Source organism: Aeromonas sobria (genome assembly GCF_050266975.1).
In the GTDB taxonomy this organism is placed as follows: Bacteria; Pseudomonadota; Gammaproteobacteria; order Enterobacterales; family Aeromonadaceae; genus Aeromonas; species Aeromonas sobria_B.
This window is the reverse complement of record NZ_JBKISU010000020.1, coordinates 62,089-85,985: the sequence shown is the minus strand read 5'-3', so window position 1 is coordinate 85,985 and position 23,897 is coordinate 62,089. Positions and strand designations below refer to the sequence as shown.

The following is a 23,897-nucleotide window of genomic DNA, read 5'->3' as shown; positions in this document are numbered from 1 at the left end:
GTCGATGTGGTTGAGGATTAGTTCGTGGTTAAACATGGGGATAGTCTGTTGGGTATTAGCTGGTCAAGGATGGCGATCATACCTCAGAAGCCGCGCCACGCCTCGCTCATATGAGGGGATGGTTAAGCTCTTGGAGGTGTCCATCACGGCCGAGATCTGTCTTGGCGTGTGTCACATCAGCACTCAATACACCAAATTCCGTCGCAATACCCAACCCACCCTGAGCAGAGAGATAGTGTTCGCTACCTTGAACGCCGGCATATCCGGTCAGCCAGTTATTAATGCCATGCTGCCATGTCGCTTGCCATAACGAGGGCGATGCAGCGATGCTGGGCGTATCGAGTTTACCGAGTGAGATCTCAACTTGAGCTTGTCCCGGTCGTTGCAATTTTCTGGCGGCGGTATAAGGCACTTGGAAGTGCTGTTCACTTCCATCTGCCTCATATATGGTGACATCCAAGTCGCCACCATAACCAGCAGGAGTCAGATCATCAATGATAAAGGCCCCTGGGCTGACAGTGGTTTGGTAAATCATGCTCCCAGATTGCCGAACGGTGACTCGAGCGTTGGTATTGGCGATGCCATGAATTTCTGGTGCGTAGCCACGGCGTGATATCGGCTCCATTCTCTCATCGGTATTAAATTTTACCCCTGAAATTTTCAATGTATCAAACATCTCACCCGATGTGTGGATTTGCCCCACCGACATCCGGCCTTTTATTTCGGGAATATCACGCTGGAGATACGTATTCAAGGATTGATAGCTACTATCATTGTGACTGTTTTTTGTCCAGTTCCCGTTATGGCGTAAAAACCAGTTGTCGATATTCAACCCACTAGTATTGCTCGCATAAATACTCGTTTGTTGATGACCACTGGACTTGCTCTGATAGGCGTTCACGTTATAGCCGAATAATAATGCCGGGATACCGGCATCCCATGACTCCGGTGATACATAACCACTCTTTGCTCTGTCTTCATAGATTTGTGGCACATTGATATGCAGTGTCTGGGTATTGCTGTCGAAATGCACACTGGCCCCAGGGATCAGCGCGGTGAGATCGGGGCATGTATCCGGTTCATCAATGATATCGTTCAGCCCCAATGCTCCATACTTGATGGGCAGCAGTCGTAGCTGCTCATGACTCAGGCAGGGGACACCAAGGTTATTTTCACGATCGATAAACAGAATATCCTGATTGAAGATGGACTTATCATTAAAATAGACGTGAACACGATGGCGACCAGGCACCTGGCTGGCTTGCCGAGAGAAACGCGAAAGATCCGGAAGCGAGTCTTCATTGAGCCTTAGAAAGGAGGCATCAAATTCAAACTCGTCCTGCGTAGCGGAGTGAGCCTTTAATGTAAGAATGCAAAGTATCGATACAGTAAATAACTTCATCTTTTCCAAAAATGATACTCCAATCGCAAGCGCGATCTTTAAAATGCATTAATCAACCGTAAAATCTTTTTTTCTAATTGCCCCGTAATCATCAATCCATTCGGCCTTGACTGTTTTTCCATGAGCCGTCTTGATGTCATCAACAGTCAGGTTTCCAAAGGGGGGGAGCATGTCGACATTCACCTTTTTTCCATCTATCGATACGCGATAAAGTGAAATGTAATGTGGGGATGGATTACCGATGGTCATGCCTTGAGCGCTCAGCTTCCAAGTCAGTGAGTGTGGTGCCATTGCGGCTGTTTTCTTCAGCGCCTCCGGGCGCCAGAAAAACTTCAAGCGCGAACGAATCGCGAACTGGAGGTAGTTTGCATCCGTCATCTCTCCCTTTGGGCGGCTCGGTATTTCGAGCACATTTAGCCAAAAAAGAGATTCCCTATCCTGAGGCAGTGCAGATGTCGTGGTGGAAATAATACGTAGCGATTGTGCCTTTCCTGCATCGAGGCGATTAATCGGTGGGGTAAGAATAAAGGGAGTCTTGATGGTGTCCGGGGCCGAGTTTTTATCACCTATATCCAGCCAACTTTGAATCAACACTGGTTTTTTACCATCATTGGTTATCTGGACGGTAATTTCTCTTTCATTTGCTGGGTAAATGATCCTGGTGCCATTAATGACGACGCCAGCGTGGGCTGGTGTCAAGAGTAGAAACAACAAAAGTGACAAGATGTATCTGACGGTGTGGTGAGGCATACCTATATGTCCTGTATATGTCATCATTAATAAGTGGGAGGTATGCCCTCCCACTATGCATATTATTGATAGGTCAAGTTGTAAGTGACTTGAGCACTCACTTCACCCGGGGTCAACGCATCGGCGTCTTCTACATAGTATTGAACCGTGTAGTTGTAGCTCTGTTCAGCAGACTCACCGCCTGCGAATTCAAAGGTGTTGGATATATAGGTATTGACATCTACGGGGTTGTTATCGCCGTCACGCAGTATCAAAGACACGCCATCTGCGCCATCGGGCGCGGTATTGGTCAGGCGGCCTCCGGTCTCGGTGGTATTAACGGTCTCGTCAAAGCTGATGGCTACATTAGCCTCGGAGCCACTGCAATCGAGTCTAAGAGAGAATGCTTCAGTTCCACTTTCGCTACCATTTGCACCCAGGTTTCTCATTTGCACACTTGGCAGGGTAATGGTTGCAGCACCAGAGTCATCATTGCCAACGAAAACGTTGCAGGTGGTGTCTGTGATTTCACCAACAAAGTCAATTGTTCCAGTCTCAGCGGCAATGGCATTACCGGAGAGCATGAGAACACTGATCATCGAGGAAAGAAGAATGCTCTTGCGGGGCATGATATAGATCTCCATTATGGCTTGAATCACTTATTATTAAGCAGTTTATTACGCAACAGAACCGAGTAGACCGGTTGTCTGCCCTGCTGTTGTGCATTATTAAATCAGCCTTTGGTATAGCAAGCTTCATCCTTTATCCACATACAACAGGCCATATTCTGTCCGAGCACAATAACGTAAATGGTGGTCAATAGCTTTTTGTATTGAAAGTGATGTGCTTTATAGGTTTATTGTCTTTGTTTACGTATTTTTACAGAGTTAATATCTTGATTGGGCTGCTTATGTAGCACCAAGTATGTCCGCATTGCTACACTGTAGAAGTATATGCTCACAGCGAGACTGAACGAGATTCATACGTGTGAGAGTTACCAATGATATCGAAACGTTTGCGGGGTCGTGGATGAACTATGTAATTGACATGAGGGTACGCTATCGTCCAAATGATGGCGTCCTCTGGCTTGTTGATGATGACAGCTCAGCCATTACGCTGACGGTGATGATGAACCGTTTATTTCTTTTTCTTCTGGAGCGCAGAGGCTCCACCATCACCAGGGATGAGATCCTCGCCGAGGTGTGGGACGCATGGGGATTGCGCTCTTCCAATAACACGTTGAACAAATATATATCCGAGTTAAGAAGAATGTTCAGTGTCTTTGGCGTGTCGTCCGAGTTAATCGTTACCGTGCCTCGGGTTGGATATATGTTTAATGGAGATGTCGATGTTCAGTCTGACGGGGGATCATCCCTGTCCAAGATGACACGAGAGGAAGATGATGGCGAGCGAAAGACAAGGAAGGCCTGGAAGAAACTAATGTTATTGCTTGTGGCTGGACTCTTTATGGTGGCCAATTATCTCCTGTTTTCGGTTGCATCAAATTCGAATACTATCCCGAAGAAGCAGAGTGCAACACCGAAAGAGTATATTTTTTTCATTTGATGGATGCCCTGTATACACAGTGAGAAAAAATGCAATTACATTATCCGGCAGTCGAGAGGCATTCTTTATTGAACTGTTGAGATCCAAGGGTATGACATGTCATGCCGGTGAGTCGTTTTTACTCACGCCATCGGATGCCTATCTGTATACCCACCGTGGCCGTGTTTTTATTGCCCGGTGCGCTAAAGATGATAAAGCACAGCACTTTTCATCATGCATGAACTACTATTGGAGTGGTGATGAGAGTCAATGATAAATGGTTTAATTTGTTCTTGGTAAGTGTAATTTGTCAGGTTGCTTTATTTTCATGTCTCTATTTTTGGCAGGGTGGTGATAAAGAAAAAGGAGTGAGCATCAGCTGCTCATCATCATTAGAGATGTTGCATGATGTTCCGGTATTTCTGGCCCGCATCGATGTCGCATTTCGTCTCCTAGAGAACTTCACGGGGCAGATTAATTTCTCTGGTAATGTCGCTATGGATGGTGAGAAGTATGTGATCTCTCGCTTGATGACGTTCAGTTATGAATTTAACTCCGCGGGTGAGATTACCATTGCTGATGTGGCATTTATCAAGAATGCACGGGATAACATGAGGGATGAAATTTTTAGGAATCACATCATTTATATCCCCAAAAAAGGGCGTTTTTATATGAAGGTCAGTATGGTCAATGGCGCATACCTGATAGAAAATTCGCATTCACCCATGTTGTTGTGTGTCGATAAAAAGCTTGAATGATGAAGCATGGCGCACCGATGTATTGCCCTATGGGTACAGGTCCAGGTTGTGTTCTCAACGCGTTCAAATGTCAGGCGCCGCAATTTACGGTCATGAGCAGGGCCCCTAAATAGGCCAATTCAGGTAGTTTTGAAGTGAATGGATGCAGTATTTCTGGAAGGATTGCGTCCCATAAAATGGACAGATCGTTTTTCAACCACGTTAGGAACACCGCCTCGTCATCACCTGACATCGGCCTCAAACCGGCGCCTTGGCCAAGCTCTCCTGCTCCTACAGCCTGGTGGAGCCTGGCAAACTGCCAAGCCTGGTCAAGCCCAGCGCGGGGGTGGGCAAGATGTAACGGCAAGATGTAACGGGTCCTGAATGGACTGGCCCCGTCGGCAGGAGGCAGAGGGCGGTCAAGTGTCTTGCTCCATCACGCCGGTTTTGATGGGGCAGCTTGTCTGATCGCCCGCCGATGGGCCTTCAGGGACCGCCCATCTGGATTCAGCCCGGCTGATCGGCCAGGGCGGTGAGGGCGACCCCCTTGTCACAATACATGGCCCTGTCCGCCTGGATGAGCCATTGCTCCGCGCTCCAGCCGCGCTGATAGTGGCTGACGCCGATACTGATCCCCACTCCCATGGCATGGCCATCCACGTCGAACGGAGCCGACATGGCGAGCCGGATCACCTCGGCTACATCATGGGCCTGTTTGGGGCTGTAGCCCGGCAGCAGCAGGATGAATTCGTCCCCCGCCAGGCGGGCGAAGAAGCACTGGTGGGCGATGGCATCCTCTATTCGCCGGGCCAGCTGGCAGAGGATGGCATCCCCCTGGCTGTGGCCGAAGTTGTCATTGATGCGTTTGAAGTCGTCGAGATCGCAAAACAGCAGGCAGCCGGGGGAGGGCTGGGCTATCTGCTGGCGCAGCTTGTTCATCAGGCTGAGGCGATTGGGCAGACCGGTGAGGGGATCGCGCTGGGCGAGCTGCATGATCTCCTGCTCGCGCTGCTTGCGCAGGGCAACTTCCCGGCTCAGGCGCTCGTTGCACAACCAGAGGTAAAGGGCCAGCACCAGGATCAGGGCGCTGGCGGCCAGGCTCAGCATGAACCAGGGTCGCCAGAATACCCACTGTGCCGAGGGGGCATGGTAGAGAAAGTTGGCCAGGGAGACGCCGTGCTTGATGAGCCCTATCTCCACCAACTGGTTGAGGATGTGCTCGAAGCGGGCCGGGTTCATATAACCAATCTCCACGTAGAGCGGCTGTATCATCTCCTTGCTCACCTGCAGCTCGTACTCCATGTGGGCCTGAGAGCGGTTGACCCCGTACTGTTCGCGCAGCAGGCTGATCGCCTCCTGGGGATGGGCCAGGGCATACTGCCAGCCCCGCAGGCTGGCGGCGCGAAAGCGTTCGACCCGATCCGGGTGCCTGGCCTGATTGGTCTGGGTGGTGAACAGGATGTCGCTGTAAAAGTCCACCCCGTAGTTGCGTGGGCTGATGACGGAGACGGGCACCCCCAGCTCCTCCAGATAGAAGGGCTCGTTGCTGAGGTAGGCGTTGAAGATATCGACCCGCCGCTCCAGCAGATCGTGGATGTTGACCGAGGTCTGCAGCGGGATCAGCTCGTCCTCGCGGATCCCCTGATAGAAGAGGGTGGCCAGCAGCTCGGCATCCTGATGCTCCGGGAACATCATTATCCGTTTGCCCCGCATGTCGGCAAGGGTGAGAATATTGCTGTCGCGCCGGGCGAGGAAGACGGAAGGGGAGTGCTGGAAGATGGCGGCAAGCGCCAGCAGGGGCTGCCCTTCGGCGAACTGGGTCAGTACCTCGGTATTGCCGACGCCAAAATCGGCGCGCCCGCTCAGCACCTCGGCCACCGGGCTCAGCCCCTTGCCGCCGGGGCGGATCTCCACATCCAGCCCCGCCTCGGCGTAATAGCCCTTGGCCTTGGCCATGTGATAGCCCACGAACTGGGGCTGGTGCAGCCAGCGCAGTTGCAGCACGACCCGGTCGGCGCTCGGGGGCGCCTCTTCGGCGGCTCGGGCCTGCACCTGGGCAAGGAGGTCAAGGCAGAGCAAGAACAAGCAAATCAAGCATCTCATCATCCGTGCGAGTCTTCACATTGTAGCCGGAGGGGTGTTTAAATCGGGCACGTTTGAGTGCCATTGACCGAGAGAATACGCCAAAATGTTGCCAAAGTATCGCATCCTGTCACAGACCGAGCACTTCCTTGTCATCGACAAGGGACCCGGCATCGGCATGCACGACGAGGCGGGGGAACCGGGTCTGGTGAGCCTGGTGCGGGCCGAGACCGGACTCGCGCTCTACCCTGTGCACCGCCTCGACAAGATGACCTCAGGGCTCTTGCTGCTGGCGCGCACCCCGGAGGCGAACCGGGCCCTCAGCATGGGATTCGCCGAGCGCCAGGTGAGCAAGCAGTATCTGGCGCTGTCGGATCGCAAACCCAAGAAGAAGCAGGGCTGGATCAAGGGCGACATGCAAAAGGGACGCGGCGGCAGCTGGTTGTTGGCCCGTAGCCAGGAAAACCCGGCCATCAGCTGGTTTGATTCCACCCCGGTGCGGGAGGGGCTGCGGCTCTATCGCATCAAGCCCCAGACCGGCAAGACCCACCAGATCCGGGTCGCCATGAAGAGCATTGGCGCCCCCATCCTGGGGGATGAGCGCTACGGCGGCACGGCGGCGGATCGCGGCTATCTGCATGCCTGGCGACTGGCGTTTACCCTGTGGGGCGACGCCTTCACCTTCGAGTCGGCCCCGGAGCTGGGGGAAGCCTTCACCCCGCCCGAGCTGGCCCAGGCCATCGCCCGGCTCGCCCCCTGACTGCATGCCTGGCGACTGGCGTTTACCCTGTGGGGCGACGCCTTCGCCTTCGAGTCGGCCCCGGAGCTGGGGGAGGCCTTCACCCCGCCCGAGCTGGCCCAGGCCATCGCCCGACTCACCCCCTGACTGCATGCCTGGCGACTGGCGTTTACCCTGTGGGGCGACCCCTTCGCCTTCGAGTCGGCCCCGGAGCTGGGGGAGGCCTTCACCCCGCCCGAGCTGGCCCAGGCCATCGCCCGGCTCGCCCCTGACTGCATGCCTGGCGACTGGCGTTTACCCTGTGGGACGACGCCTTCGCCTTCGAGTCGGCCCCGGAGCTGGGGGAAGCCTTCACCCCGCCCGAGCTGGCCCAGGCCATCGCCCGGCTCGCCCCCTGACTTCATGCCTGGCGACTGGCGTTTACCCTGTGGGGCGACGCCTTCGCCTTCGAGTCGGCCCCGGAGCTGGGGAAAGCCTTTACCCCGCCCGAGCTGGCCCAGGCCATCGCCCGACTCGCCCCCTGACGGCGACACCCGGCCTTGGCCGGGTTGTAACGAAAAACGGACACCCCCGGCGGCAAGGAGGCCCGTCCCCCCGAGTCGCCATGGTGATGTCACATTTCATTTACATCTTCCGGGCCGCTTTGGCCCAGACCTCTCTCGACCCAGACTCTTCTCTTCCCGCCGCGCCGTGCATCTAATGAAACAAGTTGTTAACACCTTCATTCAACCTGATTTCATGCAAAGGAGTGCACCATGGCGACGACCCAGACCCACAATCCCCTCGGCACCGACGGCTTCGAGTTCGTCGAGTATACGGCGCCGACCGCCGCCGGCATCGCTGCCCTCAAGGCGCTGTTTGTCTCTCTGGGCTTTGCCGAGGTGGCCCGCCACAAGCACAAGCAGTGCTGGCTCTACCGCCAGGGAGACATCAACTTCGTGGTCAATGCCGAGCCCCACTCCCAGGCGGAACAGTTTGCCAGCCTGCACGGGCCCAGCGTGTGCGGCATGGCATTTCGGGTAGAGGATGCGGGCCGTGCCCAGCAATACGCCATCGCCAAGGGGGCCAAGCCCTTCGTCGGCAAGATAGGGCCCATGGAGCTCAACATCCCCGCCATCTACGGCATCGGCGAGAGTACCCTCTCCTTCGTCGATCGTTACGGCGAGCGGGGCTCCATCTATGACGTGGACTTCCTCTTCTACCCCGACTGGCAGGCACGCATGGCCGAGGTGGATGCGGGGCTCTATGAGATCGATCACCTGACCCACAACGTGCAGCGCGGCAACATGGACCTCTGGTCCAACTTCTACGAGCGGATCGGTAACTTCCGTGAAATCCGCTACTTCGACATCGAGGGCAAGCTGACCGGGCTGCATTCCCGCGCCATGACGGCCCCCTGCGGCAAGATCCGCATCCCCATCAACGAGTCCTCCGACGACAAGTCCCAGATAGAGGAGTACCTGCGTCAGTACAAGGGGGAGGGGATCCAGCACATCGCCCTGGCGTCGAGCGACATCTATCAGACCATCCGCACCCTGCGTGGTCGCGGCACCGGCTTTATGCCCACGCCGGATACCTACTATGAGCAGGTGAACAGCCGGGTGGCGGGGCATCAGGAGGATCTGGAGGCGCTCAAGGCGCTGCGTATCCTGATCGACGGCTCGCCCACCAAGGACGGCATACTGCTGCAGATCTTCACCGACACCGTCATTGGTCCCGTCTTCTTCGAGATCATCCAGCGCAAGGGCAACGAAGGCTTCGGCGAGGGCAACTTCCAGGCATTGTTCGAATCCATCGAGCTGGATCAGATCCGCCGCGGCGTGCTGAGCGGGGCCGAGCAGGGGGAGAAGAAGGGGGAGCCGAGCGATGCGTAACGGGATGGGAGCTCGTCGGCCTGCATCGATTTCAGGGCGTGACACAGCGATGCGTAACGGGATGGGATTGTGTTGGCCGGTCTCTATTTCATGGGAGGTACACCGCCATGCGTAACTGGATTAGTTTCCCCCACCGGGAGGGGACCCACTCCCGCCAGGCCCACGCCGACCTGCCCGAGCAGGCCATCTATGAGCGCGAGCTGGGGCGCTCCGGCTTCTTCGGCCCCGCCACCCACATGCACCACAAGCATGCCCCCACCGACTGGGTCAACTGGGAGGGACCGCTGCGCCCGCGCCTGTTCGATCTCAACGCCCTCGGCGAGGAGGTGAGCTCCCTCTCCCCCTGGGTGATGCCGGATCTGCTCAGCAATCCCCACTGCCGTTACCGGATCTGGCGCCTGACCGAGACAATGCCGTTTCTGGTGCGCAACGCCGACGGCGACGAGCTCTTGTTCATTCACGAGGGAAGCGGTGACTTCTTCTGCGACTACGGTCATCTGACCCTGCGGGAGGGGGACTATGTGGTGATCCCCCGAGGCACCATGTGGCGCATCGAGCCGACGGCGCCACTCTTCATCCTGATGATAGAGGCGACGGAAGACAGCTATCAGCTGCCGGACAAGGGGCTGGTGGGCAACCATGCCATCTTCGATCCGGCGGCCCTGGACGTGCCCGCCATCAATGAGCGCTTCCTGGCCCAGCAGGACGAAAACCCCTGGTCGCTGCAGGTCAAGCGCCACGATCGGGTCTCTGTCATCACCTGGCCCTTCAACCCCCTGGATGCCCAGGGCTGGCACGGGGATCTGTGCGTGGTGCGCCTCAACTGGCGCGACATCCGCCCCCTGATGAGCCACCGCTACCACCTGCCGCCGTCGGCCCACTCCACCTTCGTGGCGAGCCGCTTCGTCATCTGCACCTTCGTGCCGCGCCCCATAGAGAGCGATCCCGGCGCGCTGCGGGTGCCCTTCTACCACAGCAACGACGATTTTGACGAGGTGCTCTTCTACCACGCCGGGGACTTCTTCAGCCGGGACAATATCGAGCGGGGCATGGTCACCTTCCATCCCGCAGGCTTCACCCATGGCCCCCATCCCAAGGCCTTTGCGGCGGGCCAGGCCCACGCCAAGACTTTCACCGACGAGGTGGCGGTGATGCTCGACACCCGGGATGCCCTGGCGGTTGGCTCACTGTGCGAGGGGATAGAGAATCCCCACTATGTCTCCAGTTGGCAGCGCCCTGCCGCCACCCCCGGCAAATAAGGAATTCGACATGAAATTGGCAACCTTGAACAATGGCAGGCGCGACGGCGCCCTGGTGGTGGTAAGCCGGGATCTGACCCGGGCGGTGGCCGTGGCCGACATAGCCCCCACCCTGCAAGGGGCGCTGGACGACTGGGCCGAGCTCGCCCCCCGACTGACCGCCGTCTATCAGGCCCTCAACGACGGGGCCTGCCCCGACGCCTTCCCCTTCGATGAGACCGCCTGCCTTTCGCCGCTGCCTCGCGCCTACCAGTGGCTCGATGGCAGCGCCTACGTCAACCACGTGGAGCTGGTGCGCAAGGCGCGCGGCGCCGAGATGCCGGACAGCTTCTGGCACGATCCCCTGATGTACCAGGGGGGCTCCGACAGCTTCCTCGCCCCCCATGGTCCCATCTGCATGGGGTCGGAGGAGTGGGGCATCGATTTCGAGTCCGAGGTGGCCATCATCACAGACGACGTGCCCATGGGCACCAGTTCGCAGGGGGCGGCGAGCCATGTGAAATTGCTGATGCTGGTCAACGACGTGAGCCTGCGCAACCTCATTCCCGGAGAGCTGGCCAAGGGTTTTGGCTTCTTCCAGTCCAAGCCGTCGAGCGCCTTCTCGCCGCTGGCCATCACCCCGGACGAGCTGGGGGAGGCGTGGCAGGATGGCAAGGTGCACCTGCCCCTGGTGACCCGCCTCAATGGCGCCCTGTTCGGAGAGCCGGATGCGGGGGTGGACATGACCTTCAACTTCTTCGAGCTGATGGCCCACGCCGCGAGGACGAGGCCGCTGGCCGCCGGCACCATCATAGGGTCGGGCACCGTCTCCAACTACGACAGAAGCCGGGGCTCCTCCTGCCTCGCCGAACGGCGGATGCTGGAAATTATCGAGTCCGGTCAAGCCACTACACCCTTTCTGCGCTTTGGTGATACAGTGTCCATCGCGATGCAGGATCGCAACGGATTGGCACTGTTTGGGACCATTTCTCAACGGGTCACCCAGGCGGAGTAGGGCAGCGGCGGGGAGACAGGCTCGCCAGAACAGGGACAGATTATGTTGCAGTTGTTTGGATATTGGCGGTCGTCGGCCAGCTATCGGGTTCGGATCCTGATGCAGCTCAAGGGGCTCGACTATGAGTTCCACCCGGTCAACTTGAGGCTGGGCGAGCAGCATGAGAAGGGGTATCACAGGATCAATCCCCAGGGGCTGGTGCCGTTTCTCATCGATGGGGATGTGCAGCTGGGGCAGTCGGTGGCCATCATGGAGTACCTCGACGAGGCCTATCCCGCCTATCCGCTGATGCCCTCGGCCGCCCAGGCGCGGGCCCGGGTGCGTCAGATAGTCAACATGATTGCCTGCGACACTCATCCCCTCGACAATCTGCGGGTGCTCAACTATCTGGAGCAGGCGCTGGGGGTGGATCAACCCGGCAGGGAGGCCTGGTATCGCCACTGGATTGACGAGACGTTCCGGGCCCTGGAGCCCCTGCTGATGACCACGGCCGGTGTCTATTGCGTCGGCAACGAGGTGACCCTGGCGGACTGCATGCTGGTGCCCCAGGTCTACAACGCTCGCCGTTATCAGATGAGCCTGGAGGAGTATCCCACCATCAATCGCATCGTCGCCAATTGCGAGCAGTTGCAGGCCTTCGTCAGGGCGGCCCCTGAGCGCCAGCCGGATGCGTCATAACCCTGTTGGCCAGAGACACAGAGAGACACAGCCCCCGCATCGCGGGGGCTGTTTCATTGGGAGCAGGATAACGCCCGCCGGCTGGTGTCGCGGGGGACGTTTCGTCTGGGCAGGGGCGCTAGTCTGGCGTGCCTGTGTCCGCCTCTTGGTTGGCGCGGACCTGGCCGAGCAGGATGGCCTCGTCGGTGGCGTCGTAGATCATGACCCCGAGGTGGCTGACCTGACCGCCGAAATCGGCCAGGGGGACCAGGGTCAGGTTCTGGTACATGAAGGGGGCCGCCCCCGTGATGGGCCTGTAGTTGTCAAAGCGCAGCAGATAGGGGCGCTGTTCCCAGGTGCTGAAGGCGCGGTTGTTGAGGGTGAAGACCTGATTGGCCTTGCGCTCGAACCAGGCCCTATCCAGCTCGTCAAACAGCTCAAACAGCACCCTATCGCGCACCGTGGCGGCCTGGCGACCGCTGTGGCTCTCCATGAAGCCGTTCCAGACCTGGATCTTGAACTGGCGATCCAGCACGAACAGACCCACGTCCAGGTTCTGGACTATGTTCATCAGCCAGTGAAATTCCCGTATTTCCATGTGCACTCCTAGAGCAGATGTTGAACCTTGTGATCCATGGTGGCGATGGAGTCTTCGGTAAACAGCAGCAGCAGATCGCACTGCACCTTGTGGCCCTGGAGCCGGTAGTTGATCTCGATGGCCAGGGTGCGCCGCCAGCGGCTCTGATTGGTCTGGATCAGCTGGTGGATGGGCCTGTGCTGACCCAGCAGCACCGGATGCCCTTGGCTGAAGTGGGTGTCGAGCTGGGCGCTGAAGCCGCGCAGGAAGGCGCCGATCAGCACGTTGGCCGTGTCCATCAGCAGCTCCAGCTCGGCGGCCCTGTCGAGTTCCCCCTCGTGCTTCATCAGCCGGGCCAGCTCGGCGAAACTGGCGTCATGGAACAGCAGCAGGGCCTCGCCGGCGATGCCGGCCCCGATGAACCCCTGGCACACGGCGGAGAGGGTATCGGACTCGGCGGCGGCGGAGAGGGCCATGTGCAGCTCTGAGACCTCGAGCACATTGACGTTGGGGATGGGCAGCACCACGAAGGCGCCGAGCAGGCGGGCCAGCAGATCGGCGGCCTGGCCCATGGCGACGTTGGCCAGCTCCTGATAGAGATCCCGGGACTGGGGCGTCAGCAGCGGGCCGGACGGGGACTCGCTCTGGGATGTCGCAGGCAGCGTGCTTGCCTGGGGTGGGGGCGGCGTGACGCTCTCTTCCCTGGGCTGCCAGAAACCATGCTGGCGCAAGAAGGCGTGCAGTGTGTCGGGGGAGGCGGGTTTCTGGATGAAATCCAGTGCCCCCAGCGCCATCACCCTGGCATGGGCCTCGGGTTGTATGTCTCCCGAGACCACCAGCACCTTGCTGCGGATCCCTTCCCGCTGCAGGGTCTCGAGCACTTCATAACCATCCATCCTGGGCATGGTGAGGTCGAGCAGCACCAGATCGCCGTGACCCATCAGGATCTGCTCCAGTCCCTCCTGGCCATCGCCGGCCTCATGCAGCCGTATGTCCCACTCCCGGGGCAATGCCCGGGCCAGTTGCTTGCGGGCAAAACCCGAATCATCGCAGATCAACACATTCATGGGGCCGCCCTCTTAATGGATCATGGAGACAAGTGTGGCCCGGCCTGTCCGGTATGCCGCCATGGCCGGCTGGGGGCTATGGGGCTGGGCGATCCTGCCGGTAAGGTGCCGAGTATTTCTCGACGAACTCGGCGAACAGCTTAACACGCAGCGGCGCAAAATTGGGTTGGGTCAGCTGCATGTAGAAGGGACGGCTCGGGGTCTGCCAGTCAGGTAGAACCGGTTGAAGCCGGCCCTCCTTGAGAGCTTGCTGCACCAGGTGGCGGGGGACATTGATGATGCCCAGGTGCTGCTCGGCGGCGCGCAGCGCGGCCTGGGTCTGGCTGACGGTCAGCTTGGCCTGGGGGCAGATCCTGGCGCTCTCCCCCTCCCGGTTGCCGAGCTGCCAGTGCTGGTGGGGCCAGCAGTAGATGAGATCGTGCTCGTCGAGGGCGGCCGGGTGGGTGGGGCATCCCCGTTTCGCCAGATAGAGGGGCGAGGCGAACAGCCCGTATCGCACCTGGCCGAGCAGGGTGGTGTGGGACTGGGTCTGGGACAGCTCGCCGTTGAAGAACACCAGATCCCTGTCTCCCTCGAACAATTGCTGGTGGTCATTGGTCTGGCTGATGTCAAATTGCACCTCGCCGTGGTGCAGGGAGAAGGCGGCCACCATGTCGATGAGCAGGGTGCTGGAGAGGGAGACGGGGGCCGCCAGCCGGATCACGCCCGCCAGATCGGCCTCCCTGCCCTGGATTTCGCCGGTGGCCTGCTCTATGTCGGCCAGGGGCGTGCAGAGGCGCTCGTAGTAGCGCAGCCCCTCGTCGGTGAGGCGGATCTTGCGGGTGGATCTGTGCAGCAGGGGATGGCCCAGGGTCTCTTCCAGATGGGAGATGCGGCGGCTGATGGTGGCGGTGGGCATGCCCAGCGCGCTGGCGGCATGGGAGAAGCCCCCCTCCTGTACCACCTTGACGAATAGATAGAACTCTTCGATGTACTTCATAGGAGGCATGGCACTCGAGGCAAACCGTGACCTTAAGAAGCGGGCCTCCCCTTGGCAAGGGCAATCACGCCTTTAATTGATCTGGATTAGGTTCGACTCCCGCTGGTATTGATGCAGCAGGCGGATGAAGTCGGCGGGATCCCGGTCCAGGCTGCCGACGGGCACCAGCAGATCGTAGCCGAGGAGGCTTCTCAGCCTCGCCATGCGATTGGCCAGCATGGCGATCACCCCCTCGTACTGGGCCCCCTCCCGGGAGCGATAGTGGCTCTCCTCGAACAGATCGTCGAACTGGCTGGCGCAGGTGCCGGTGGGGCAGTCCGTCTGCTCGCTTTGCAGCACCTGCATCAGCACGGCGCGCTGCTCCGTCAGTATGCCCACCGCCAGCCGGGGTGTGATCAGGCTCAAGAAACTGTCGTAATCTTTTATCCGCAAGCCGATGAAGGGGATCTCCACCAGATCCCACCCCATATGGATGCGCGGGTGGTCAATCCGCTGAATATTTACCCATTTGAGCACCCAACCGCCATGCTTGTGGTGATATTGCAAGCAGTCATGGCACAAAGAGAGACTGAAATGAGGCTCTCTTAGCTTCAAGGTACCGATGAAGAGGGTGATCAGCCCCGCCAGCAGGCCGCAGTAGATGGGGATTAGTGGTTGTTCACCGAATAAAAAAAGTATAGAAATCATAGCAATGGTTATTATTGAGCCAAGCAATACTAGTGTGAGTCCGTTTCTTCTGACCATGGGCTGTACGTGAAGTGTTTTCATATGAGGATGACCTTGCCGCTCTTCCTGTACTTTCAGTCTAAGCCCCATATCAAGATGTGTTGCAGTCAGGCAGATATGGTGTGGATGGCGTTCGTTCCGCACACACAAGGAACATGCTGATGAATTGCCATAACAGATGAACACACTCGACGAATGCACCCTCGACAACTTCGAAGTGCTGCACACGCCTATCTGGATCTATGACATCCTCCATCATCGCATCTTCTGGGCCAATGAGGCCGCGCTCGTCCTCTGGGAGGCGGATTCCCTCACCGAGCTCAAGGGGCGCGACTTCGGGGCCGACATGGCCGACGCCATCAGCCTGCTGCTGCAGCGCTATCTCGGCGACTTCCAGCAGGGGCGCAGCTACAGCGAATGGTGGAGCCTCTCCCCCAAGGGGGTGAAGAAGCAGGTCTATCTGCGCCTGTCCGGGGTGCAGCTGGCCGGCCGCCTGATGATGATGACGGAGGCGGTGATCGATGCCGACAGCCTGCATCAGCAATCCTCCCTCGCCACCGGGGATACCCTGGCCTGCCTGTTTGACGACAGCGGCCTGCTGATCAGTGGCAACCACCACTTCGAATCCTGCTTCGGCACGGGGATCGCCATCCTGGCTCAGGTCTTCTCCGGCAACGACGACGCCTTCTTTCAGCGGCTCTCCCGGCTCGATGAGGTGGTGACCGAGGGGGAGTGTCGTACCCAGAAAGGGATGCGCTGGTTTCAGTACCAGTTTCGCCATATCCAGCAGGGGGCGCGGATCCTGCTTACCATGCGGGACATCACGGATCGCAAGCTCGAGGAGCTAGAGCACCGTCACCTCGCCTGGCACGACTCCCTCACCGGCCTGCTCAACCGCTATGGCTTGATGAAGTCGCTTGAGGCCTATTGTGGCATGGGGGGGCGCTTCGCCCTGGTGTTCATGGACCTGGACAATTTCAAGCTGGTCAATGACAACTATGGTCACAAGGCCGGGGATCGCCTGCTCGAGCGGGTGGCCGGTCGCCTCAAGCAGGTCTGTCCCCGGGACGTGGAGCTGGCCCGCCTCGGCGGCGACGAATTTACCGCCCTGGTGCCCCTGAACCACGGCAGCGTGCGGGCCGAGGAGGTCGCCGACCTCATGCTCTCCCAGATGAGCAAGCCGTTGCAGCTGAGCGGCCTGCCCGAGGTGACCATAGGGGGCAGCATAGGCATCGCCGTCTACCCGGACGATGCCGATGACGGGGACAACCTCATCACCCGCGCCGACATGGCCATGTACCAGGCCAAGCAGATGGGGCGCCTGCGCTGGCAGCGCTTCACCCCCAGCATGCAGCAGAATCTGCACCGCAAGCTGACCCTCAAGCAGTTTCTGGCCAAGGCCATCGGTCGCCAGGAGCTCAGCCTCTGCTACCAGCCCCAGGTCGATGCCGCGAGCCGGCAGCTGCTGGGGTTCGAGGCACTGATCCGCTGGCGCAACCCTGTGCTGGGCCAGGTCTCGCCGGGGGAGTTCATCCCCCTGGCCGAGGAGATGGGTCTCATCCGCGAGATAGGGGGCTGGGTGCTGGACACGGCTCTGGCCCAGATGGCACTGTGGCAGCGGCAATTCGCGGTCAAGGTGCCGGTCTCGGTCAACCTGTCCGGCTTTCAGCTCACCCCCTCCCTGCCAGAGCAGGTCGCCGCCTCCCTCAGGGAACACGGCGTGGATCCCCACCTGCTCACCCTGGAGCTGACGGAGACGGTGCTGATGCTCGACATGAACGGTTGCATCGGCATCCTGGATCGCCTGAGCGAACAGGGGATCAAGATTGCCATCGACGACTTCGGCACCGGCTACTCCTCCCTGGCCTATCTCAACCGGCTGCCCATCGACACCATCAAGCTGGATCGCTCCTTCGTGGTGGGACTCAACCTGCCGGTGATCCGCGCCACCGTCGCCATGGCGACGGGGCTTGGCCTCGGCATCATGGCGGAGGGGATCGAGGAGGAGCATGAGCTGGTGGCGCTGCGGGCCCAGGGATGCCACGTGTTTCAAGGCTTCCTGTTTGGCAGGCCGATGACGGTGGCCGAGATTGAGGAGAATCCTTTCACCCTCTACAGCCAGGTGGGGGAGTTCGCGCTCCCTCGCCACTGAGCGCCGTAGTCGAGTCTTGGGGGCCGCCGCTTTTTTGGGGTAGAGTGGCCTGCTCATCAGGAGGCAACATGAACCAGACCATAGATCTCATTCTTTCCCACCGCTCCATTCGTCAGTTCACAAAAGATCCCATCGAGGCCCAGCAGCTCGATCTCATCTTGCAGGCCGCCCAGGCGGCGGCCAGCTCCAGCTTCCTGCAGGCCAACAGCATCATGCGGATAACGGACCCCCTGATCCGCCAGCAACTCGCCGAGCTGGCGGGGCCCCAGCCCTATGTGGCCCAGGCCGCCGAGTTTCTGGTGTTCTGCGCCGATTTCCATCGCCACCTGCAGATAGTGCCGGCGGCGCACACCGGGTTCGTCGAGCAGCTGCTGATAGGGGCCATCGATGGCGCCCTGATGGCCCAGAATGCCCTGCTGGCGGCCCAATCCCTCGGCCTTGGCGGCGTCTATATCGGCGGCATTCGCAACCACCCCGCCGAGGTGGTGGCCCTGCTCGGCCTGCCCAGGCACGTGATCCCGCTGTTTGGTCTGTGCCTGGGCCACCCGAGCCAGCAACCCGAGCAGAAGCCGCGCCTGCCCCAGGCCATGGTGGTCCACGAGAATCGCTACCCCGAGCGGCTCGACGAGGCGCTGCTGGCTGATTACGATCGCCAGATCCAGGACTATTACCAGGCCCGCAGCAGCAACAACAAGGTGCAGACCTGGAGCAGCCAGATAGCGGGGATCCTCGGCAAGGAGGCGCGTCCCTTCATGGCTGCCTTCTTGCAATCCCAGGGATTCAATCTGAAGTGAGGGGAGGCCGGCACAAGCGGTCGGCCCGATTCAAGGAATGGTGATGGCGGGCGATATGATAGGGGCTGTCCCTTGGGGGACGACGTGATGAGAGTGTGAGCCCTGCAGGCTATCCCCCGGTGGTAAGCTGCTGTAGGATCAGGATATTGGATAGGGAAGGAACGGATAAAGCCTATGATTTTAACACTGATATTGCTGTCTATCGGCGCGCTCCTGTTTCTGGTGATCGCCTACAACGTGGTGCAGCAATATAAGCAGAAGGCGGAAGCCGACAAGCGCCAGGCCATCGCCAAGCACAAGTCCATCGCCGATGAGACGGAGGAGATGCTGCTCAACGTCAACCTGGTCCCCTTCTCCAAGAACCTGGTGCTCTTGCTGCAACACCGGATCCTGGATGCCTATCGCGCCATCGCCCAGGTGATGCCGGGCAATGGCCAGATCCGGCAGCGGATCCAGGATGTGCAGACTCAGATCAAGAATGTGCAGGACAACTACAGCCCCCACGACGAGGGGCACTTCAAGACGCCGGAGTCCGATCGCCAGGCGATCCAGATGCTGCAGCTGGTCAAGAAGATGCGGGCCGTGCTGCGGGTCGAGCACAACAAGGGCAAGATAGATCCGCAAGGGTTTGCCCAGGAGGATCGCCGTCTCGAACTGATGCAGCTCAAGATCAACATTGCCAACCTGCTCAAGCGGGCCATGGATGCCCAGATCCAGGGGCAGTACGGTACCTGTCGCCAGCTGTTTACCAAGGGACTGGCGGCGGTGGGCAACATCAGTGACAAGGATGCCTACCTGCTGGCTCGGGAAGAGGAGATGCGTCAGGGGCTCAAATCCCTGGACGAGCACCTGGCCCAGCAGAGCGAATCCGAGCTGCAAAACATCAAGGACAAGGAGACCGACGAACTCGACGTCCTGTTCCAACCCAAGAAGAAGTGGTGATATGACCCATCCTCTGGACGACACACTGGGGCCCATGGCCCCTTTTGCCATTGGCCTGCTCGATGAGCTCGCTGCCTTGGACATCCCTCTGGCGCGGCCCGAGATCGATCACCTCTGCTACCGCGTCGCCAGCCAGGAGGAATACCTGGCCCTGCGCGGCATCCTGGCCGAGGCGGGCAGCCTGCTGGTGGAGGGCATGATAGGGGGCCGCCCCATCGCCACCTATCGCTTCGCCCAGCCGCCTTGCTTCGTCTGGCGGGGCGAGCCGCTCACCGTGCCCTGCATCGAGCTGGCGGCCCCCAAGCCGGGACGCAGCCACAAGGCGGGTCTGGAGCACATCGAGCTGGTGGTGGCCGATCTGGCTGCCCTGGTGGCGGCGCACCCCGCACTCCCGTTCAAGACGGGCAACATGGCGAGCCTTCGCAACCCGGATGTGGCCCTGATGCTGGCATCGGGTCAGGTGAAGTTTCATCTGCGCCCCCTGTCGGCCGTCATTGAGGAGGAGCTGGCCACCGACGCCGTGGTGCCCGTGCCGGCCGATTATTTCTCGCGCCAACCTTGAGCCCGGGCCCCTGACAGGGGCCCGTTCATATGGTCAGCGGCTGCTGGCGATGGGCCTTCTGGCGCGCCAGCCAGAGGGAGAGGGCGGCCGTGACCAGCAGCACCAGCTCGATCCCCAGCACCATGCCCGCCAGCTGCCCCTCTCCCCAGAAGGGGTGCAGATAGAATCCCCCCAGGCTCGCCCCCAGGTAATAGGCCACCAGATAGAGGGACGAGGCCAGTGCCCTGTCGTGGGTCACGTGCTGGCCGACCCAGGCACTGGCGCAGGCATGGGCGAGGAAGAAGCCGAAGCTGGACACCAGCAGCCCCGCCAGGATGGCGGCCAGGTTCCCCCCCAGCAGCAGCAGGGCCCCCAGGGCCATCAAGGCGATCCCCACGAGCAGCAGCCGCTCAGCCCCCAGACGCTGGGCGCAGCGCCCGCTGATGGAGGAGGCGAGGGTACCCGACAGATAGGTCAGAAACAGCATGCCGAGCCATTGGGGCGGCAGGGAGAAAGGCTCGGCCGAGAGCAGGAAGGTGAGGTAGCTGAACTGGTTGAGAAACACCATGAAGTTGAGGCCGCCGATGAGGTAGGCCCCCACCAGCAGGGGATTGCGCAGATGACTTCCCAGCGCCTGCCTGAGCTGGCCCGGGCTCGCCTGACTGGGGGTGAAGTTGCGCTGGGTCGGCAGCAGCCAGATCACCAGGGGCAGGAGCAGCAGGCTGATGAGGCCTATGCCGAGGAAGGTGGCATGCCAGCTGTCGAACCAGCCGGCCAGCAGGCCGCCCAGCACCCGGCCGGCGATCCCCCCCAGGGAGTTGGCGGCGATATAGATGCCCACCGCCGAGATGAGGGCGCGGCGCGTGAACTCCTCCCCCATGTAGGCGATGGCGGTGGCGGGCAGGCCCGCCAGCAGCATGCCCTGCAGGATGCGCAGGGCCAGCAGGGAACCGAACTGCTCGACCCCGCTCGCGACAAGAGAGAGCAGGATGGCGGCGGTCAGGGTCCACAGCATGATCCGGCGGCGGCCGAAGCGATCGGCCAGCCTGGCGCAGATCAGCAAGGCGAAGGCGAGCCCCGCGGTGCAGCCCGCCAGGGTCCAGCCGGAGTGGAGGGAGCTGATGGCGAATTCACTCGCCAGCATGGGCAGCAGGGGATGGATCTGGTAGAGATTCAAAAAGACCAGAAATGAACCCAGGCTCAGGGCCAGGGTGGCACGTAGCCAGGGGCGACTTCCTACTTCGATCATGGGATGCTCCAGGGTTTTCCCTAGGGTAGTGGGCCCATGCTCATAAATATAATATATTTAAGTTATCCGACTCATAACGAGAATTGATATGGACCTCAAGCAACTCGGCTATCTGTTGGCGGTGCGGGACACAGGCTCCTTCACCCGGGCCGCCCAGCAGCTCCATGTGGCCCAGCCCGCGGTCAGCATGGCCATCGCCAAGCTGGAGCAGAGGCTGGCGCTGCGCCTGTTCGATCGCCAGGACAAGTCGGTGCGCCTGACCCCGGAGGGGGAGGTGCTCTGCCGCCATGCCGAGCGATTGCTGCTGCAGATGCACCAGGCGCAAGCCGAGATGGCCGAGCTCAAGGGGCTGGAGCGGGGGGAGGTGCGGATCGGGATCCCCTACATGATGGGCTCTTACTACTTTCCCCCCATACTGATGGCGTTCAAGCACAGGTATCCGGGGTTGAAGATCCGGGTCGAGGAGGCGGGCACCCGGGAGCTGCTCAGCCGCATGGTGGCGGGAGAGCTGGACCTGGCCATCCTGATCACCAGCGACCTGCCCCCCGCCCTGGAAGGGGGCCAGCTGCTGCGCGAAGAGATGCTGATGGTGGTGGGGGAGGAGCATCCTCTCTACGGGGCGAAGCGGGTCACCCTGGCCGAGTATTTTCGCCAGGAGCTGGCGGTGTTTCGCCGCGGTTTCTATCACAGGGAGCACATGGAGACCTTGGCCCAGGGGCTCGGCATCGAGCCCTCCATCGCTTTTGAGAGCAACCTGATCCCGCTGCTCAAGGCGGTGGTGCGCCAGGGATTTGCGGTCAGCACCTTCCTGCGCATGGTGGTCGAGGAAGACAAGGCCCTGGCGGGGATCCCGTTCGATCCGCCCATTTATCTCGATCTTTGCGTCGCCTGGCGCCGTGGCGATCCCCTCTCTCTGGCCAATCGGGCGCTGCGGGATTTCCTGCTGGCGCAGCCCATGGCAGAAACGGCAAGAAGCGAGGGCTAATAACTAAAAGTTTGTTAGTATTAGTTGAAGTCGTCTTTAGAGCCTAACACCATGAAACTCCAACAATTGCGTTATATCGTGGAAGTTGCCAACCACAGATTGAACGTGTCGGCGACGGCGGAGAGCCTGTATACCTCTCAACCCGGGATCAGCAAACAGGTTCGCATGCTCGAAGATGAGCTGGGAATTCAGATATTTGAGCGCAGTGGCAAGCATCTGACCCAGATCACCCCGGCCGGGCGCGACGTGATCAAGATAGCCAACGAGATCCTCGGCAAGGTGGAGGGCATCAAGTCGGTGGCGAGCCAGCATACCCATCCGGAGCAGGGAACCCTGCACATCGCCACCACCCACACCCAGGCCCGTTATGCCCTGCCCGAGGTGATCAAGGGGTTCATCAAGCGCTTCCCCAAGGTCTCCCTGCACATGCACCAGGGCACGCCGACCCAGATCAGCGAGGCCGTGGTCAAGGGGATGGCGGATTTTGCCATCGCCACCGAGGCGCTGCACCTCTATGAAGATCTCATCATGCTGCCCTGCTATCACTGGAACCGCAGCGTGATAGTGCCGCGGGGTCACCCGCTGACCCAGGTCAGCAAGCTCTCCATTGCCGACATTGCCCACTTCCCCCTGGTCACCTATGTGTTCGGCTTTACCGGTCGCTCCGAACTCGATACCGCCTTCAATCGCGCCGGTTTCGAGCCCAACATCGTTTTCACTGCCACGGATGCGGATGTGATCAAGACCTATGTGCGCCTTGGCGTCGGCATCGGCGTAATGGCCACCATGGCACTGGACAAGCAGACCGACACGGATCTGGTGGCGCTGGACGCCAGCCACCTGTTCGCCCACAGCACCACCAAGATAGGGTTTCGCAAGGGCTCATTCCTGCGAACCTACATGTATGACTTCATGACCCGTTTTGCCCCGCACCTGACGCGGGATGTGGTGGAAAAGGCCATCGCCATGCGTTCGAGCGACGATGTGGACGCCATGTTTGCCGACATAGAGCTGCCTATCCGCTGATGGAGATGAACTCCGCCGCCATGGCATGACGGGGGAGGGTACTGATCCACAACGAAAAACGCCTCCCGATGGGAGGCGTTTTTCATAGGAGCAACCGACTTATTTCTTCAACATATGGTCGAGCTTGCTCGCCTTGGTGGAGAGATAGAACTCGTTGTGGGGGTTGCGCCCTTCCTGCAGGGGCACCCGCTCGGTCACCGGGATGCCGAAACTCTCCATCGCCTTGACCTTGCGCGGGTTGTTGGTCATCAGGCGCAGGCTCTTGATGTCGAGCGCCTTGAGCATGTCGGCGCAGATGGTGTAGTCGCGCATGTCGGCGGCAAAGCCCAGAGCCACGTTGGCCTCGACGGTGTCGGCGCCCTGATCCTGCAGATGATAGGCCCGGATCTTGTTGAGCAGGCCTATCCCGCGCCCCTCTTGACGGACATACAGCAAGACACCGCGTCCGGCGGCGGCGATGTGTTGCAGGGCGGCCTGCAACTGGAAACCACAGTCGCAACGCAAGCTGAACAGGGCATCGCCGGTAAGACACTCGGAATGAATGCGGCCGAGGACGGGCTCATCCCCGCTGACATCGCCCATGACCAGGGCGGCGTGGTCTTTCCCCGTGCCAACTTCCTGAAAACCGACCAGGGTAAAGGTGCCCCAGGGGGTCGGCAACTGGGACTTGGCCACGAGAGTAATGCTACTCATGGGGGTACTCCTTAACGACAAGGACTCGAAAAAAGGGGGCCAGTTTAGCGCGCCTCGCGCTCGGCGACCATCAGAACCCGTCACGCGCGGCGCCATGGTGGGTGGGATCGCTGTACACAAAAAGCCCACTCACGACGGCTTTTATACG

The 23,897-nt window shown here is 59.9% G+C and carries 23 protein-coding genes; 13 read left to right on the top strand and 10 right to left on the bottom strand.

The window, feature by feature from the left end; all coding sequences use genetic code 11:
• Positions 1 to 106: 106 nt before the first annotated feature.
• The 3 genes from ACLHZ1_RS12960 to ACLHZ1_RS12950 all read right to left on the bottom strand — a co-directional run bounded on the left by ACLHZ1_RS12960 (position 107) and on the right by ACLHZ1_RS12950 (position 2,760).
• The gene (locus ACLHZ1_RS12960) at positions 107 to 1,402 is read right to left on the bottom strand and encodes a fimbria/pilus outer membrane usher protein (protein WP_427262419.1); all 1,296 of its coding nucleotides are present in this window, start codon (positions 1,400 to 1,402) and stop codon (positions 107 to 109) included.
• A 48-nt stretch (positions 1,403 to 1,450) separates the two neighbouring features.
• Positions 1,451 to 2,152, bottom strand: coding sequence for a fimbrial biogenesis chaperone (locus ACLHZ1_RS12955; protein WP_427262415.1), 702 nt, complete (start codon positions 2,150 to 2,152; stop codon positions 1,451 to 1,453).
• Positions 2,153 to 2,214: 62 nt separating this feature from the next.
• Positions 2,215 to 2,760, bottom strand: a complete 546-nt coding sequence (locus ACLHZ1_RS12950; RefSeq protein WP_427262414.1) for a fimbrial protein — start codon at positions 2,758 to 2,760, stop codon at positions 2,215 to 2,217.
• 358 nt (positions 2,761 to 3,118) lie between these two features.
• Between ACLHZ1_RS12950 and ACLHZ1_RS12945 the strand changes: the two genes are divergently transcribed.
• Both ACLHZ1_RS12945 and ACLHZ1_RS12940 read left to right on the top strand, forming a co-directional pair.
• Positions 3,119 to 3,697: a winged helix-turn-helix domain-containing protein gene (locus ACLHZ1_RS12945; RefSeq protein WP_427262413.1), complete on the top strand. Its 579-nt coding sequence runs from the start codon at positions 3,119 to 3,121 to the stop codon at positions 3,695 to 3,697.
• 239 nt (positions 3,698 to 3,936) lie between these two features.
• Positions 3,937 to 4,434, top strand: a complete 498-nt coding sequence (locus ACLHZ1_RS12940) for a hypothetical protein (protein WP_427262412.1) — start codon at positions 3,937 to 3,939, stop codon at positions 4,432 to 4,434.
• A gap of 486 nt (positions 4,435 to 4,920) precedes the next feature.
• Here ACLHZ1_RS12940 and ACLHZ1_RS12935 read toward each other — a convergent pair whose 3' ends face one another.
• Positions 4,921 to 6,519 carry an ABC transporter substrate-binding protein gene (locus ACLHZ1_RS12935; protein ID WP_427262411.1) on the bottom strand — a complete coding sequence of 533 codons (1,599 nt, stop codon included), beginning with the start codon at positions 6,517 to 6,519 and terminating at the stop codon, positions 4,921 to 4,923.
• 82 nt (positions 6,520 to 6,601) lie between these two features.
• Here ACLHZ1_RS12935 and ACLHZ1_RS12930 point away from each other — a divergent pair, with 82 nt between their 5' ends.
• The 5 genes from ACLHZ1_RS12930 (at position 6,602) to maiA (ending at position 12,039) form a co-directional block, all read left to right on the top strand.
• Positions 6,602 to 7,255 (top strand): TIGR01621 family pseudouridine synthase, encoded by a 654-nt coding sequence (locus tag ACLHZ1_RS12930; protein WP_427262410.1) that lies wholly within the window; start codon positions 6,602 to 6,604, stop codon positions 7,253 to 7,255.
• A 734-nt stretch (positions 7,256 to 7,989) separates the two neighbouring features.
• Positions 7,990 to 9,108 (top strand): 4-hydroxyphenylpyruvate dioxygenase, encoded by a 1,119-nt coding sequence (hppD, locus tag ACLHZ1_RS12925; protein ID WP_427262409.1) that lies wholly within the window; start codon positions 7,990 to 7,992, stop codon positions 9,106 to 9,108.
• A gap of 107 nt (positions 9,109 to 9,215) precedes the next feature.
• Positions 9,216 to 10,367, top strand: a complete 1,152-nt coding sequence (locus ACLHZ1_RS12920; RefSeq protein WP_427262408.1) for a homogentisate 1,2-dioxygenase — start codon at positions 9,216 to 9,218, stop codon at positions 10,365 to 10,367.
• A 10-nt stretch (positions 10,368 to 10,377) separates the two neighbouring features.
• Positions 10,378 to 11,361: a fumarylacetoacetate hydrolase family protein gene (locus tag ACLHZ1_RS12915; protein WP_427262407.1), complete on the top strand. Its 984-nt coding sequence runs from the start codon at positions 10,378 to 10,380 to the stop codon at positions 11,359 to 11,361.
• Between the two features lie 42 nt (positions 11,362 to 11,403).
• Positions 11,404 to 12,039, top strand: a complete 636-nt coding sequence (gene maiA / locus ACLHZ1_RS12910; RefSeq protein ID WP_427262406.1) for a maleylacetoacetate isomerase — start codon at positions 11,404 to 11,406, stop codon at positions 12,037 to 12,039.
• Positions 12,040 to 12,157: 118 nt separating this feature from the next.
• Here maiA and ACLHZ1_RS12905 read toward each other — a convergent pair whose 3' ends face one another.
• From ACLHZ1_RS12905 to ACLHZ1_RS12890, 4 genes are all read right to left on the bottom strand, one after another.
• Positions 12,158 to 12,616, bottom strand: coding sequence for a PAS domain-containing protein (locus ACLHZ1_RS12905; protein ID WP_427262405.1), 459 nt, complete (start codon positions 12,614 to 12,616; stop codon positions 12,158 to 12,160).
• Positions 12,617 to 12,624: 8 nt separating this feature from the next.
• Positions 12,625 to 13,662 carry a response regulator gene (locus ACLHZ1_RS12900; protein WP_427262404.1) on the bottom strand — a complete coding sequence of 346 codons (1,038 nt, stop codon included), beginning with the start codon at positions 13,660 to 13,662 and terminating at the stop codon, positions 12,625 to 12,627.
• A gap of 76 nt (positions 13,663 to 13,738) precedes the next feature.
• Positions 13,739 to 14,641, bottom strand: a complete 903-nt coding sequence (locus ACLHZ1_RS12895; protein WP_427262403.1) for a LysR family transcriptional regulator — start codon at positions 14,639 to 14,641, stop codon at positions 13,739 to 13,741.
• Positions 14,642 to 14,713: 72 nt separating this feature from the next.
• Positions 14,714 to 15,328, bottom strand: a complete 615-nt coding sequence (locus ACLHZ1_RS12890) for a DUF2982 domain-containing protein (protein ID WP_427262402.1) — start codon at positions 15,326 to 15,328, stop codon at positions 14,714 to 14,716.
• Positions 15,329 to 15,545: 217 nt separating this feature from the next.
• Here ACLHZ1_RS12890 and ACLHZ1_RS12885 point away from each other — a divergent pair, with 217 nt between their 5' ends.
• From ACLHZ1_RS12885 to ACLHZ1_RS12870, 4 genes are all read left to right on the top strand, one after another.
• On the top strand, positions 15,546 to 17,519 hold the full coding sequence (locus ACLHZ1_RS12885) for a putative bifunctional diguanylate cyclase/phosphodiesterase (protein ID WP_427262401.1): 1,974 nt from the start codon (positions 15,546 to 15,548) through the stop codon (positions 17,517 to 17,519).
• 68 nt (positions 17,520 to 17,587) lie between these two features.
• Complete coding sequence (gene nfsA / locus ACLHZ1_RS12880; protein WP_427262400.1) at positions 17,588 to 18,313, top strand: oxygen-insensitive NADPH nitroreductase; 726 nt, start codon at positions 17,588 to 17,590, stop codon at positions 18,311 to 18,313.
• Positions 18,314 to 18,487: 174 nt separating this feature from the next.
• Positions 18,488 to 19,255: a hypothetical protein gene (locus tag ACLHZ1_RS12875; RefSeq protein WP_041994298.1), complete on the top strand. Its 768-nt coding sequence runs from the start codon at positions 18,488 to 18,490 to the stop codon at positions 19,253 to 19,255.
• Position 19,256: 1 nt separating this feature from the next.
• A complete protein-coding gene (locus tag ACLHZ1_RS12870; protein WP_427262399.1) occupies positions 19,257 to 19,817 on the top strand; it encodes a VOC family protein in 561 nt (186 codons plus the stop codon).
• Between the two features lie 25 nt (positions 19,818 to 19,842).
• On the opposite strand, the gene ACLHZ1_RS12865 is transcribed toward ACLHZ1_RS12870, so the two are convergent.
• The gene (locus tag ACLHZ1_RS12865) at positions 19,843 to 21,045 is read right to left on the bottom strand and encodes an MFS transporter (RefSeq protein ID WP_427262398.1); all 1,203 of its coding nucleotides are present in this window, start codon (positions 21,043 to 21,045) and stop codon (positions 19,843 to 19,845) included.
• 88 nt (positions 21,046 to 21,133) lie between these two features.
• On the opposite strand from ACLHZ1_RS12865, the gene ACLHZ1_RS12860 reads away from it, so the two are divergent.
• Complete coding sequence (locus tag ACLHZ1_RS12860) at positions 21,134 to 22,030, top strand: LysR family transcriptional regulator (protein ID WP_427262397.1); 897 nt, start codon at positions 21,134 to 21,136, stop codon at positions 22,028 to 22,030.
• Between the two features lie 51 nt (positions 22,031 to 22,081).
• Positions 22,082 to 23,056, top strand: a complete 975-nt coding sequence (gene cysB / locus ACLHZ1_RS12855) for an HTH-type transcriptional regulator CysB (RefSeq protein WP_041994286.1) — start codon at positions 22,082 to 22,084, stop codon at positions 23,054 to 23,056.
• A 99-nt stretch (positions 23,057 to 23,155) separates the two neighbouring features.
• Here the strand turns inward: cysB and ribA are convergent, their stop codons facing one another.
• On the bottom strand, positions 23,156 to 23,749 hold the full coding sequence (gene ribA / locus ACLHZ1_RS12850; RefSeq protein ID WP_427262396.1) for a GTP cyclohydrolase II: 594 nt from the start codon (positions 23,747 to 23,749) through the stop codon (positions 23,156 to 23,158).
• Between the last annotated feature and the right edge of the window lie 148 nt (positions 23,750 to 23,897).